This is a genomic window from Blastopirellula marina, from assembly GCF_002967715.1.
In the GTDB taxonomy this organism is placed as follows: domain Bacteria; phylum Planctomycetota; class Planctomycetia; order Pirellulales; family Pirellulaceae; genus Bremerella; species Bremerella marina_B.
Genome location: NZ_PUIA01000035.1, coordinates 122,342 through 135,559 on the forward strand (window position 1 = coordinate 122,342; position 13,218 = coordinate 135,559).

Consider the following 13,218-nt stretch of genomic DNA (forward strand, 5'->3'; position numbering starts at 1 on the left):
CACCAACATCGAGTCCTAAGCCCCAAGGGGGCGGCCGGGTGTGCGCGCACCGGTACCGGTTCGGCCGCCCTTTCAGGGCTTAAGATGTTTGTTGGGTGATCGCTTTCCAGGGGCTGCCACCCCTGTCTATGAACGGTCGCCCCTTTGAGGCTGGCGAGAAGAAGATTGCGCGCGCATCGATTTCTAACTCGCGCGATCGCCAGAAAAACTCTTACCGAGGAAACGCGATGACCTTGGCTTCGGCCATGGGGGTGGCGTCTTCTTCTTGGACCATTTCATACAGAAGCTCTCGCGTGACGTCGCAGTCGCGGGGATCGCTTTGTTCGACGCGATCGCTTACCAGGCGTTCGGTCGATTGACCGGTGATCAGCACCGTGTCGCCGATTTCGGCCTGGCTTAGTGCGTAGCGAATTGCTTCTTTGCGGTTGGGAATCACGTGGGCCTTCGCCGGACGGGCAAAGCCATCGATGATGTCGTGTACCACTTCGTTTCGCGAACTGCCGCCGGTTCCGCTCATGGTGATCAGCGAGACATCGCTACCACGTTCGGCAACGCGGCCAAGCAGCGGGCGATTCACGCGGTCGCTCGATTCGTGAGCCCCGAGCACGCAGATCAGCTTGCCGTGGGTTACCCGGCGAAGCGTTTTCAAGGCAACGGCCAGGCCGTCGTGGGTGTGGGCCTGATCGATGAAAACGCCGTACGACTGGCCGCATTCGATTCGCTGCATCCGGCCTGGCAACGTTTCAACCGATTCGAGCCCACGAACGACCGTCTTCAGATCCACTCCATAAACCAGGCACACGGCGGCAGCAACCAGGCAGTTGTACACATGATGGTCACCAATCATCCGCGTGCAGACCGGCATCGACTGGCTGCCGGCGGTCAGCAGGAACGTTTGTTCGCTCTTGTGACGTTCAACGACCGAAGCGGTGATTTCGCCGACACCGTGCATGGCAATCGACAGCGAAGGAACTTCGGCCTGGTTCATGACACGCACACAATTCGAATCGTCCCCATTGAAGATGGCGACGCCTGTGTCGCGGAGGTATTTCAGCAGCTTCTTCTTGGCTCGGTAATAATTGCGGGCCGAGCCATGTAGCTCGATATGGTTCTGGCGAATATTGGTGAACGCGGCCACATCCAACTGAATGCCGGCCAGGTGCTGCTTGACCAGCCCTTCGCTGGAAGCTTCGATCACCGCATGCGTGCAGCCGTTGTACTGCATCCGCGAAAGCATATCGGCCATGATGGCCGGGTTCGGCGTGGGATGTCCCCACGATTGTTCGTCGTAGCCGTTGTCGAAGCCCAAGCTGGTCAGGCTGCCGACCTTGGCACCGGCCTTCTGCAGAATCGCTTTGATGAGCAGGCAGGTGGTCGTTTTGCCGTTGGTGCCGGTCACCCCGATCACTTTGATGCGGTCGGTTGGCTGATCGGCCAAGGCATGGCAAAGCTGGCCGTATGCCTCGCGGCTGTCTCCGACCACACACACCGGCACGCTAACAGGGAGTGGTTTTTCGGAAACAACCGCAGAGGCACCGCGTTCGATAGCTTCTTCTACTCGGTCGTGGCCGTCTTCGTGGTCGTCGCAGATGGCGATGAAGACTTCACCGGGCAATACATGTTCCGCGCGGGCACAGCAGGCCTTGGTGAAGATGTCGCTTCCGCCGAAGAACTTCGCACCCGGCAGTAGGTTGCGTAGCGAAACTTCAATGCGAGAAGTGATTGTCTGCGACATCGTTGGCCTCCTTGCCAATTTTGGGCGCGAACCGATTGAGAAAAACCCCGAATCCATCCGAAGTTAGTACGCAAACGACCTGTCCTGGTTCTTCCTGACCGGGGACATGCCTAAAATAGACTTGTCGCTTGACGCTGGAGCTAATGTTTTCCATTTCCGCTAAAGAGTCAACCCGACTTTGCCGACATCGTGCGGTTTACGCCGAGTGTGAAGTGTTCCGTATTTAGTTTTCAGCGGGGAAAAGAGCCGAAACCTCTCTTTCCTTCTTACTGAAAACGGAACACGGAAAACTTCCCACTGATTCCGCACCAGCGATCCCTTAGCCGTTAAAGTTCACCAATCCTACCTATATCACTGCTAGCAATCCGAATCCCATGCCTACCCAAGACTTTGATCTGGATGAACTGGCCGCTTATCTTCACCTGACACCTCCTCAGGTTGAAAAGCTCGCCAACCGCGACGACATCCCCGGCCGCAAGGTCGCCGGCAAGTGGAAGTTTGCCCGCGCCGACATCCACCACTGGCTCGAGCATCGCATCGGCGTATTCGACGACAGCGAGCTACAGCGCGTCGAAGGGGTGCTCGATCGGCATGGCAAGCATGAAGAGCCGGTCCGCATTTCCGACATGTTGCACGAAAGCACCATCAAGATTCCCATCACCAGCCGCTCGCCGCGCAAGGTGATTACGGAAATCTGCGACGTCGCCATGCAGGCCGGTTACCTATGGGACGAACCGAAGATGATCGACGCGGTAATGCAGCGTGAAAACATGCACTCGACGGCGCTCGACAACGGCGTGGCCCTGCTGCATCCGCGGCGTCCGTTGCCGACGATCATTTCCGAAGGTTTCCTGGCGATGGGACGCACTTACCAGGGAATTCCGTTCGGTGGCAGCCGAGGTATTTTAACCGACGTCTTCTTTCTGATTGGCTCGATCGACGATCCCTCGCACCTGCGAACACTCGCTCGGCTCAGCCGGATCATCAACGACAGCACGCTTCTCAGCGGCATCCGCAACGCGGATCACGCCGACGAAGTGCTCGACTTGATTCGCGATCGCGAGGACGCCATTTAAGGTGGAAGCCGCGAAGCGACAGGTTCTGATCTCCGGCGACCTCGAATCTCGCGAATTCGAAGGGCTCGCGGCCTGGCTGAGCACCTGGCCCAGCATCGAGCTCCACGCCGAAGAGGCGACCCAATGGGTAGCCAACTTCGACCTGATCCTCCTGTGTGCTGCCCGGCCTGGTCGCTTTTCAGCCGCCGAGGTCGAAGCACTTCGCCAACGAAACCCCTTGGCGCAACTGATTCAGATTTTCGGCCCCTGGTGCATCGGCGAGGCCCGCACCGGCCCCGTGCCCGATGGCCTTCAGCGAATGGGCTGGTTCGAATGGTCGTACCGACTGCCCGACGTGATCGAAGGTCGCTCGATCGTACCAGCCACTTCGGCCCCGCAAGAACAGGCACTCGCCTCGCTCGCGGAACTATCCGTCGACGGTCCTTCCGCAGAGGTCGGCATCCTGGCAACCACGGCAGCGGACTTTGATTATCTGCGATTGGCATGCCGTGCCCTGGGGCATTCGGCCCGGTGGCTTGCGACCGAAGAATCGACCGGAACAAGCGCCCTGGACGCACTCGTTGGCATCGTCCCAGGTACCGATGGGGCGGAATTCGCCGAGCTTTGCCGCTGGTTCCAAGCGATTCCCGCAGCCGCGAAGATCCTGTGTCTGGGGGCAGTGACCTGGGAAGATTGGCAGAAAGCCCAATCTTGCGGCGTTACGGCGATCTTAGGGCAACCATTCCGCCTCGTGGACCTGGCTACCTTGCTCAAGCCACAGGCAGATTGCGGCATTTTGCCCCTCGTCAATCGGCCGTAAAGCCGATAGGATGAGGAGTTCGACCAGCGGTATGAGCCCTAAGTATAGGACCCCGCTTCCCTTAACCCCTGATCCAAGCTTCATGACCAGTTTGCCCATTATCGATGTGAATGCTCCTAGCCCATCCCAAGCCGCCAGCTCGTCTGGTACGGAAGGTGCAAAGGGAAAGTATTCCTTTATCAGCCTGGGTTGCCCGAAGAACCTGGTCGATAGCGAACGCATGTTGGGCCTCTTGGATCAAGATGGCTACCAGCTAACGCAAGAGACCGAAGGCTCGGACTTCGTCGTCATCAACACGTGCGGCTTCATCGAACGTGCCCGCGACGAATCGTTCGCTGCCATTGAAGAGATGCTCGAGCTGAAGCGTCAAGGAAAGATCAAAGGGGTCATCGTCTCTGGCTGCCTGGCCGAGCGTCAGAAAGACACCCTGCTGGAAACGTGCCCCGAGATCGATCAGATCGTCGGTGTGTTCGGCCGCGAAGAAATTACCCGCGTGGCCGATCGCCTGGTAGGCAAGCTGGAAGAACAGCGCACCGTCTTCAAGCCCGCTCCGGTGCGAGCATTGAACGATCGGAACCGCCTGCGAATCACGCCGCGGCACTTTTCGTACCTGAAGATCTCTGAAGGGTGCGACCGGTTGTGTACCTTCTGCGCGATCCCCAAGATGCGCGGCAAGCACGCCACCAAGCCGATGGAAGAAGTGATTGCCGAGGCCGAAGAACTCTCGGCCGATGGCGTTCGCGAGTTGATCGTCGTGGCCCAGGACACTACCTACTACGGCATGGACCTGTACGGCGAATCGCGCCTGGCCGAACTGCTTTCCAGACTGAACCAGGTGCAGGGGATCGACTGGATTCGCCTGATGTACTTCTACCCGATGTACGTCACGCGTCCGCTATTGGAAACGATCGCCGCTTGCGACAAGATCGTGCCGTACGTCGACATCCCGCTACAGCACATCAACGACACGATGCTCCGCCGCATGGCTCGCCGCGTGACGCGCAGCCAGACCGAAGAACTGATCGGCCAGATGCGCGAGATCATTCCCGGCCTGAACATCCGCACCACGTTCATCACCGGCTTCCCTGGCGAAACGGACGAGCAGTTCTTGGAACTGGCCGACTTCATCCAGGCCCAGCGGTTCGAACGTGCTGGTGTCTTTACCTACTCCAAGGAAGAAGGCACCCCGGCGGTTCGCCTGGACGATCACCTTCCAGAAGAACTGATGGAGCAGCGCCGCGAGCACCTGATGGCGATCCAGCAAGAGGTGATGTTCGATCACAACGAAGCGAAGGTCGGCACCACGCTCGACGTGCTGATCGATCAGCCGGTACCTGGCGAAAAGACGGCGTTCATCGGCCGCACCGTCGCCGATGCCCCCGATGTCGACTGCGTCACGTACGTGACCGGCCAAGGTCTCAAGCCAGGGGATATCGTACCGACCGAGATTGTCATGTACAAAGACTATGACCTGGTTGGCGTGGCAAGTGGCCCTGCCAGATAGTGCGATACCATAACCGCCGCTCGGCAGGGGCGGCTCGGCGGAACGTTCATGTCAGACAAGCCCATCCCATCGAATGTCATCGTCAATGTCCCCAATACATTGACGGCCATCCGCTTTATTCTGTCGATCGTGGCCTTCGTGCTGCTTCCGCTCGGCTTCATCTGGGCGGCCCTGGCGATCTTCATCGTGGCCGTTTCCACCGACTGGATCGACGGTTACTGGGCGCGAAAATACAACCAGGTTACTAAGTTCGGCCGCATCTTCGATCCGTTCGTCGACAAGATCATCATCTGCGGGACGTTTGTCTTTCTGGTGGCGATTCCTGGAAGCGGCATCGCGGCCTGGGTGGCCGTAGTGGTGATGGGGCGCGAAATGCTGGTGACCGTCATCCGCAGCTTCGTCGAACAGCACGGCGGCGACTTTTCCGCCAACTGGCCTGGCAAGTGGAAGATGGTCTTTCAGTGTGCTTCGGCGATCCTGTCGATGATCGTGCTGGGGCTTGATGCAGGAACCGCCACGACCACCTGGTATGGCCTTAGTAACGTGGAAACGTGGATGGTTTATTTGTTCAATCTCATCCTCTGGGGCACCGTCGGACTGACGTTGGCCTCAGGCTGGATTTACGTGGTTGATGCCGTGCGCATGATCCGCTCCGGAACCCTCTCAACAGACTGAGCCCGCTTGTCGTGATTCAACTGCTCCTTGGTTTCAGTCTGATTGGATATGCGGCGCTGGTTCTCACGATCAGCGTCAGCGTTTGGGTAGGTGTCGCTCGCTGCCTGGCGGCGAATCGGCCGCTCCTGGAAACACAACCGGCCCCGGTCGCTCGCTGGGGACTATTGGATATCTTCGGCGGAACCCTGGGGTTCATCGTGCTGGCGAACCTGTTGGTCTCGCCGTACCTTCCCAGCGAACCGACGAGCCTGGCCGATCTTTCGCCTGCCCAGCGTATCGGAGCGATGTGGGGACAGATCACCGCCCAATCGCTGGTATGCTTGGGGATCTTCTTTCTGATCGTCATGCGAGGGGGCCTGACGCTGGTGATCGGCGAAAGCTGGGCCGCGTTTCGCAAAGACGTACTGATCGGTATCGCTACCTTTTGTGCGCTGTGCGTGCCGGTGATCATCATTCAAATCGTCATCGCGCAGTTCGTCGAATACAAACACGAACTGATCACGATGCTCATCGAGTCCCCCACGCCGGCGATCATTATTCCGGTCATCGTATCGGCCGTATTGGTAGCGCCGATCACCGAAGAGTTCGCGTTTCGCCTGCTGCTGCAAGGGTGGCTGGAAGAGTTGATGGCCGGACGATACATTTCGGCAGGGCAGATCCTGATGGGACGTATGGGCCCGCCCAAGATCGATCAGAGCAACGGCCTGCCTGAGGAACGCTTCAGCGCCGAAGTCGAGACCGAAACGACATCAACGGAGCCGGCCAAAGAAGCCTATCCCGATCGGCCGTCGCTGATGGTCTTCCCGATTTTTGCCAGTTCGATCATCTTCGCGCTGCTGCACTTCGATCAAGGCGGGGCTCCGATTCCCCTCTTTTTCCTGGCCCTGGGGCTGGGCTATGTCTACCAGAAACGGCGTTCGATCACGCCGAGCCTGGTCGTGCATATGATGCTCAATGGGCAGTCGATGTTCCTGCTGATCATGCAAATCTCCTTTGGCGAATCGCTTGAGACACCGCCGGTTTAACTGGCCTGCGACTCCCTTTATAATGCGGGACTGGCAAAGGGAATCAGCGGCATTGTTAACGTTTGCAATCGTTCGCGGACGTTCCCTCGTTTCTTAATCCTCTCAGCAGCAGTATCACAGCGGAGCTTTATCGCATGGCGTTCGGATTTGGCATAATTGGTACCGGGATGATCGCGGAGTTTCACGCCAAGGCAATCGCCGACATTCCCGACGCCAAGCTGATCGGCTGCTACAACCGCACCACCGAAAAGGCAAAGAATTTCGCCGAAGCGCAGGGCATTACCGCCTACGAAACGCTCGAAGAAATGCTGGCCAACCCCGACATTCACGTCGTCACCATTTGCACCGCCAGTGGTGCCCACATGGAACCAGGCGTGGCCGCGGCCAAGGCCGGCAAGCACGTCATCATCGAGAAGCCGCTCGACGTGACGCTCGCTCGCTGCGATGCGATCATCAACGCTTGCCGCGAGAACAACGTCAAGCTCGCCACCATCTTCCCCAGCCGCTTCCACGGTCCTTCGACCGAAATCAAGAAGGCGATCACCGACGGCCGCTTCGGTACGCTTTCGCTCGGCGATGCCTACGTGAAGTGGTTCCGCACCCAGGCGTATTACGACAGCGGTGCCTGGCGCGGCACCTGGCAACTCGACGGCGGCGGGGCCCTGATGAATCAGGCGATTCATAGCGTCGACCTGCTGTGCTGGCTGATGGGTGACGTTCAGTCGATCACCGCCAACTGCAGCCTGATCGGGCACGAGCGCATTGAAGTCGAAGACGTCGCCGTGGCTTCGTTGAAATTCAAGAACGGAGCCCTGGGTACCATCGAAGCCAGCACGGCCGTTTACCCTGGCTACCTCAAGCGAATCGAGATCCACGGCACCAAGGGCTCGGCCGTGATGGAAGAAGAAGACATCAAGAGCTGGGACTTCGCCGAGCCGACCGAAGAAGACGAAGCCATCAAGAAGCGCCTGGCCGGCAAGACCGAAACTGGCGGCGGTGCCGCCGACCCAAAAGCGATCGGCCACCATGGTCACCGCGCCCAATTTGAAGACCTGCTGGCCGCCGTGAAAGAAGACCGCGAACCGGCGATCAACGGCCCCGAAGGACGCCGCTCGGTCGAGGTAATCCTGGCCATCTACCAGGCCGCCGCCACCGGGCAACGCGTCGATTTTCCCCTGGAAAAAGACCCCGACCTGAGTGGCTGGACCCCAGGAAAGTAGTCTCGCTTCTTGTCCCCTCTCTCCGCAGAGGAGAGGGGACAAGATTTTGCGTTACTTCGTTTCGCTCGCCAGTTCTTTGCGAACCGTTGCCAGGCCGGTGAGGTTCTCCTGAAGCGATTCCTTCGCGTCGAGCTCGTTGCGATGATCGAGAATCCCGATCGGTCCGTCGTAGTCGCTGGCTACAATCGTTTCGATCATCGCTCGTTCGTGCTTTCCTTTGCCAATGCCCAAGATCTTCGGCTGGGCGTTGTCGTTCATGCCGTTCACGTTTAAGCAGATGAGGTATGGCTTCATCTGCGCGAAGATCTCGGGCCAGTCGGCGATGTGATCGTGCCCGTGATGAAAGTTGTAGACGATCCCCACGTGGTCGTAACCCATCGCATGTAGCTTCTGGCAGACGGCTACCATGTTCTGTGGTTCGCCTCCCCAGCCGCCGTGATTGTACAGCCCCAGGGGAAGGCCAGCCCCTTTGGTTTGCTCAGCGATCGCTTTCATGCTGCTGGCTGCTTGCTCGACCTTGGCTTCCTGCGTATCGGCATTGGGCTGCGGAATCATGTCCCAGATCTGCGGTTGCAGGTCGTATTTTTTGAACAGTTCAAGCGCCTTGTCATGCGTTCGCCAGAAAGCGAAGAACTCGATCCCTTCCTTTTGATACGCCTTGATTTCGTCTTCGAACGTCGGCACATGCTCGGCTCGCCAGTCGTACGCACAGCGTTTAATACCCAGATCCTTGAGCATCGCGGCCCGCTGCTCGGGCGTTCGCTTCGCGGCATCGAACGGCACGATGCACCACGCGACAAGATTATCTTGCCGCAGTACGGTGGGCTCGGCGGCACGTACCATCGGCACGCAGAACAGAAACGCAAGTAGGACGAGCAAGGGATGAGACTTCATCGGCTGTTTCCCGAGGCATAATGGAAAGGAAATCAATTGGGCAGGGACTCCTTATAATGAGACGTCCCGCCGCGACATGCAATGCGTGCCGTGGGCAATGCGTCAAATACTTTTCCTAAGAAACTGTGACAAATGCTTCGACAGGCACTAAAATCACAGCAGCAAGTCGATTCGGCTTTGCACCCTCCTGTCGCTTCATCCCGCCAAGTGATCGCATGCCTTCCTCGTATCTTAATCGTGGGCTCTTTATTGGTGCCCTTTCGGTTGTGCTCGTCGCGGCCAGCGTCGGCGTTGCCTTCAGTGAAACGCCGCAGCCGTTCACGCAGCTTGCCAATCAGTATCAACAACAGATTCATCCACTACTGAAAACGTTCTGCCTCGATTGCCACTCGACCGCTGACAAACAAGGAGAACTCGATCTCGAGCAGTTCGCCAGCCTGGCTGCCGTGCGGAAAGATCCGGCCAGGTGGCAAGGCGTGCGGCAGATGCTGAAGACCGGCGAGATGCCGCCGGAAGATAGCGACCAGCTGAGTACCGAACAGCACAAACAACTCGCTGCGTGGATCGACCGTTATTTAACCGCCGAAGCCCAGGCCAACGCCGGAGATCCCGGCCCGGTGGTGCTGCGGCGGCTGAACAATGCCGAGTACACCTACACCATTCAAGATCTCACCGGCGTGCCGCTAGAGCCAGCCAAAGAGTTCCCCGTCGATGGCGCTGCCGGCGAAGGTTTCACCAACACCGGCAACGCGCTAGTGATGTCGCCGTCGCTGGTGCAGAAGTACCTAGACGCCGGCAAAGAGATCGCCCAGCATGTGGTGCTACTCCCCGATGGCTTCCGCTTTTCGCCAGGCACCACGCGACGCGACTGGACCGATGAGATTTTGGCCGACATTCGTGGCATCTACTTCAAACACATCCGCGACGTCGGCAATGCCCATGCGCTCGATCGCTGGAACGTGAGCGATCCCAAGCGGATCATGGCTCAGGAAGGACGCGTCTATCTGGTGCCGTACTTCGCCGCGCTGATCGAGCACCGCGACCAGCTGCAAGCCGACCTCGCCCAGGCCCCACGCATTGCCGAGCAAAGCCATCTCAACGCCAAGTATTTCACGCTGCTGGCCGAAATGCTATGCGCTAATGAGCCTGCGTCACCACTGCTGGAAGACCTGCGGCAGCGCTACCAAACAGTCAATCCAGCGCAGGCCCAGGCACTCGCCGACAGCGTAAGAAGCTGGCAAGACGTGCTATGGAAATTCAACTCCGTAGGGCACTTCGGCAGCATTCGTCCATCGCAGGAAGCCATCACGACGCTGGTGCCAGAGAAGACCTTCCGCGTTCCTATCACGGGAAGCGAACCGTTCCGGCCGCATCTGCATGCGGTGAAGGTCATCGGCGACAACGCATCGGATAGCGTGATTTGGGAGAAGCCGCGCATCGAACGCAAGGGGCTGCCGCCGATCGTGCTGCACGACCTGCCATCGACCATCGCCGCAATGCAATCCGCGCGAAAGGAAGTAATCGAAAAGACACCCCGTTACCTCGCCGCGGCCTGGCAGATTCAACACGCTGGCGGTGAGGCAGAACCATTCGCCGTGGCCGTCAAACGCAATCTCCACTCAGGCGTCCTCCAGCAATGGCTTACGCTCTTGGGCATATCATGGAAGGAGACGTTGCCCCCGATCGAACTGTTGCCGCAAGCGATCAACAATGCCGGCGGCAAAGCGAACGTGAGTGGCTGGGGCAGCCCCGGTCTCGATGCCTTGTCGATCGTGGGAAATGCCGGAGACGAAACGGTGTACATTCCTGGCGAGCTCAAAGCGCACGGCGTGGCGATGCATCCGCGCCCGGAACGCTGGATCGCCGCGGCCTGGCAGTGCCCGGTAGACGGGACGTTCGATATCACGGCGATTGCTCGCGATGCCCACAATTCGTGCGGCAACGGGGCTACCTGGTGGCTGGAACATCACCGGCCGGGCTCCACGATTGTCCTGCAATCCGGCAACATCGACTTAGGCCGCGCAGCCGAGATCGAGCCGATTACCAAGCTCGCCCTTTCGCGCGGCGATCGTATCGCGCTGAAGATCGGTGCCCGCGACGCGAACCATTTCTGCGATCTGACCGAGGTCAATCTCACCCTCCACGAGCACGACGGCGAGGCCCGCACGTGGGACCTGGCGGCCGATTGTTCCGCCGATCTGTCATCCGCGAATCCCCACCCCGATCGCCACGGCAATCTCGATACGTGGGTCTTCTACAGCGGCTCGGTCGACGGGCAGCCGTCGGCTAGTGCGCTGCCGAAAGATTCGCTTCTGGCCCAGTGGCAATCGGCCGATAGCGAAGCGGTGGCCAAGCAATTGGCGCAGCAGATCGATGCGAAGATCAAGAAAGCGGCCGGTACCGATCCGCTCGACGATGCAGACTATCTGTACGTTGACCTGATTGCCTGGAACGGCCCCTTGGTAGCTGGGGCCGCCCAACCTGGTCGAGCGATGGAGGTGCTTACGAGTCCCTCAGCCCCCGAGATCGATATCCCCGGCGAGCTGTTCGAAGGGGCTGAGTTCGTCGTCACGGCGAAACCAAAGTCACCGCAATCGGTGGTACAGGTTTCGGTCACAACAAACACAGCGGCGACGCTTTCGCCAGAAGCAACCTTCCTGGGCGACGCACAGAACCTCGACCAACTGAAACGCATTCACGATGACTATCGCCACTACTTCCCGGCGATCGTTTGCTACCCGCAGATTGTGCCGGTGGACGAAGTGGTAACGCTGGTGCTGTTTCATCGCGAAGACCAGGAACTCGCTCGGCTGATGCTCAGCGAAGAGGAACAAGCCCGGCTCGACAAGCTGTGGAAGCAACTGCGATACGTCAGCCGCGATGCGCTCGACATTACGGTCTCTTTAGAACAGTTATTAGAGTTTGCCACCCAGGACGGCGACCCGACGATCTTCCATCCACTGCTAGAGCCGATCAAGAACCGGGCGACCGAGTTTCGTCAGCAGTTGATCAATACCGAGCCAATCCATCTTGAGCGTCTATTGGGATTCGCCAGCGGGGCTTATCGGCGTTCACTTACTGACCAGGAAAGTCAAACCATCAACGACCTATATGCCCAACTGCGTAGTCAGCAGCTTTCCCACGACGAGGCAATTCGCCTATCGATCGCCCGTATCTTGGCTTCGCCGGCGTTTCTTTATCGCATCGAGACGCCTGGTCCCGGAACTGAGCCTGGCAAACTTTCCGGGCACGAACTCGCCACGCGGCTAAGTTATTTCCTGTGGTCATCCACGCCGGATGCCTCCCTTCGTCAGGCCGCGGCCTCTGGCACACTGCACACGCCTGACGAATTGCTCGCGCACACCCAACGCATGCTGAAGGACGATCGCTCGCGGCGGCTGGCGATTCAGTTTGCCTGCCAGTGGCTGCACATTCGCGACTTCGACACGTTCGACGAGAAGAGCGAGCAGCACTACCCGCAGTTCGCGGAGCTTCGCGGCGACATGTACCAGGAGTCGGTTTTATTCCTGGAAGATCTGCTCCGCAACAACGGTTCGATCCTCGACATCCTGCAAGCCGATCACACCTTCCTGAACGAATCGCTGGCCAAGCATTACGGCATACCCGGCGTCACCGGCGAGCAGTGGCGGAAGGTCGAAGGAATTCGGCAGTATGGTCGCGGCGGCATCCTTGGCCAGGCGACCGTGCTGGCGAAGAACTCAGGCGCATCACGTACCAGCCCGATCTTGCGCGGCAACTGGATCTCGGAAACGCTTTTGGGGGAACGCCTGCCACGCCCGCCGCTGAATGTGCCGGTACTGCCGGAGGTCGCCCCGGAAGGGCTTACCGAGCGGCAGTTGATTGAAATGCACAGCAGTGTGAGCGAGTGTGCCAAGTGCCACAAGCGGATCGATCCCTACGGGTTCGCCTTGGAGCAGTTCGACACGATTGGTACTTTCCGTAGCCAGGATGCCCACGGCCTGCCGATCGATACGAAGTCGACCCTCATGGACGGGACCGACGTCGACGGGCTCGCCGGCATTCGCAATTACCTGGCAACCGCGCGGCGCGAGACCTTCGTCCGGCAGTTCAACCGCAAACTGCTAGGCTACGCATTAGGCCGCTCGGTGCAGCTTTCGGACGAACCCCTCTTGGACGAAATCTATCAGGCACTCACCGAAAACGACTTCCGCGTTCACGTGGCGATCGAGAAAATAGTACTTAGCCCCCAGTTCCGACAAATTCGCGGCCAGCAGTTCGTTGGTCTCGAATAAAATCGGCTGTAAGGAT

The 13,218-nt window shown here is 59.0% G+C and carries 9 protein-coding genes; 7 read left to right on the forward strand and 2 right to left on the reverse strand.

The window, feature by feature from the left end; translation table 11 throughout:
• Positions 1-211: 211 nt before the first annotated feature.
• A complete protein-coding gene (locus C5Y96_RS10360; protein ID WP_158261172.1) occupies positions 212-1,735 on the reverse strand; it encodes a Mur ligase family protein in 1,524 nt (507 codons plus the stop codon).
• A 374-nt stretch (positions 1,736-2,109) separates the two neighbouring features.
• Between C5Y96_RS10360 and C5Y96_RS10365 the strand changes: the two genes are divergently transcribed.
• The 6 genes from C5Y96_RS10365 (at position 2,110) to C5Y96_RS10390 (ending at position 8,034) form a co-directional block, all read left to right on the forward strand.
• The gene (locus C5Y96_RS10365) at positions 2,110-2,811 is read left to right on the forward strand and encodes a PTS sugar transporter subunit IIA (protein ID WP_105352828.1); all 702 of its coding nucleotides are present in this window, start codon (positions 2,110-2,112) and stop codon (positions 2,809-2,811) included.
• Position 2,812: 1 nt separating this feature from the next.
• The gene (locus C5Y96_RS10370) at positions 2,813-3,610 is read left to right on the forward strand and encodes a hypothetical protein (RefSeq protein WP_105352831.1); all 798 of its coding nucleotides are present in this window, start codon (positions 2,813-2,815) and stop codon (positions 3,608-3,610) included.
• An 82-nt stretch (positions 3,611-3,692) separates the two neighbouring features.
• Positions 3,693-5,114, forward strand: coding sequence for a 30S ribosomal protein S12 methylthiotransferase RimO (rimO, locus tag C5Y96_RS10375; protein WP_105352833.1), 1,422 nt, complete (start codon positions 3,693-3,695; stop codon positions 5,112-5,114).
• A gap of 48 nt (positions 5,115-5,162) precedes the next feature.
• Positions 5,163-5,789: a CDP-diacylglycerol--glycerol-3-phosphate 3-phosphatidyltransferase gene (gene pgsA, locus C5Y96_RS10380; RefSeq protein ID WP_105352835.1), complete on the forward strand. Its 627-nt coding sequence runs from the start codon at positions 5,163-5,165 to the stop codon at positions 5,787-5,789.
• An 11-nt stretch (positions 5,790-5,800) separates the two neighbouring features.
• On the forward strand, positions 5,801-6,814 hold the full coding sequence (locus C5Y96_RS10385) for a CPBP family intramembrane glutamic endopeptidase (protein WP_105352837.1): 1,014 nt from the start codon (positions 5,801-5,803) through the stop codon (positions 6,812-6,814).
• Positions 6,815-6,948: 134 nt separating this feature from the next.
• Positions 6,949-8,034, forward strand: a complete 1,086-nt coding sequence (locus C5Y96_RS10390) for a Gfo/Idh/MocA family protein (protein ID WP_105352839.1) — start codon at positions 6,949-6,951, stop codon at positions 8,032-8,034.
• 51 nt (positions 8,035-8,085) lie between these two features.
• On the opposite strand, the gene C5Y96_RS10395 is transcribed toward C5Y96_RS10390, so the two are convergent.
• Positions 8,086-8,928 carry a TIM barrel protein gene (locus C5Y96_RS10395; protein WP_105352841.1) on the reverse strand — a complete coding sequence of 281 codons (843 nt, stop codon included), beginning with the start codon at positions 8,926-8,928 and terminating at the stop codon, positions 8,086-8,088.
• Between the two features lie 215 nt (positions 8,929-9,143).
• On the opposite strand from C5Y96_RS10395, the gene C5Y96_RS10400 reads away from it, so the two are divergent.
• On the forward strand, positions 9,144-13,202 hold the full coding sequence (locus tag C5Y96_RS10400; protein ID WP_105352843.1) for a DUF1592 domain-containing protein: 4,059 nt from the start codon (positions 9,144-9,146) through the stop codon (positions 13,200-13,202).
• Positions 13,203-13,218: the final 16 nt, after the last annotated feature.

What these genes read in the sequence shown, in the direction of transcription:
- C5Y96_RS10360 (WP_158261172.1), bottom strand. Translation starts at nt 1,735, where the DNA reads ATGTCGCAGACAATCACTTCTCGCATTGAAGTTTCGCTACGCAACCTA.
- C5Y96_RS10365 (WP_105352828.1), top strand. Translation starts at nt 2,110, where the DNA reads ATGCCTACCCAAGACTTTGATCTGGATGAACTGGCCGCTTATCTTCAC.
- rimO (WP_105352833.1), top strand. Translation starts at nt 3,693, where the DNA reads ATGACCAGTTTGCCCATTATCGATGTGAATGCTCCTAGCCCATCCCAA.
- pgsA (WP_105352835.1), top strand. Translation starts at nt 5,163, where the DNA reads ATGTCAGACAAGCCCATCCCATCGAATGTCATCGTCAATGTCCCCAAT.
- C5Y96_RS10390 (WP_105352839.1), top strand. Translation starts at nt 6,949, where the DNA reads ATGGCGTTCGGATTTGGCATAATTGGTACCGGGATGATCGCGGAGTTT.
- C5Y96_RS10395 (WP_105352841.1), bottom strand. Translation starts at nt 8,928, where the DNA reads ATGAAGTCTCATCCCTTGCTCGTCCTACTTGCGTTTCTGTTCTGCGTG.
- C5Y96_RS10400 (WP_105352843.1), top strand. Translation starts at nt 9,144, where the DNA reads ATGCCTTCCTCGTATCTTAATCGTGGGCTCTTTATTGGTGCCCTTTCG.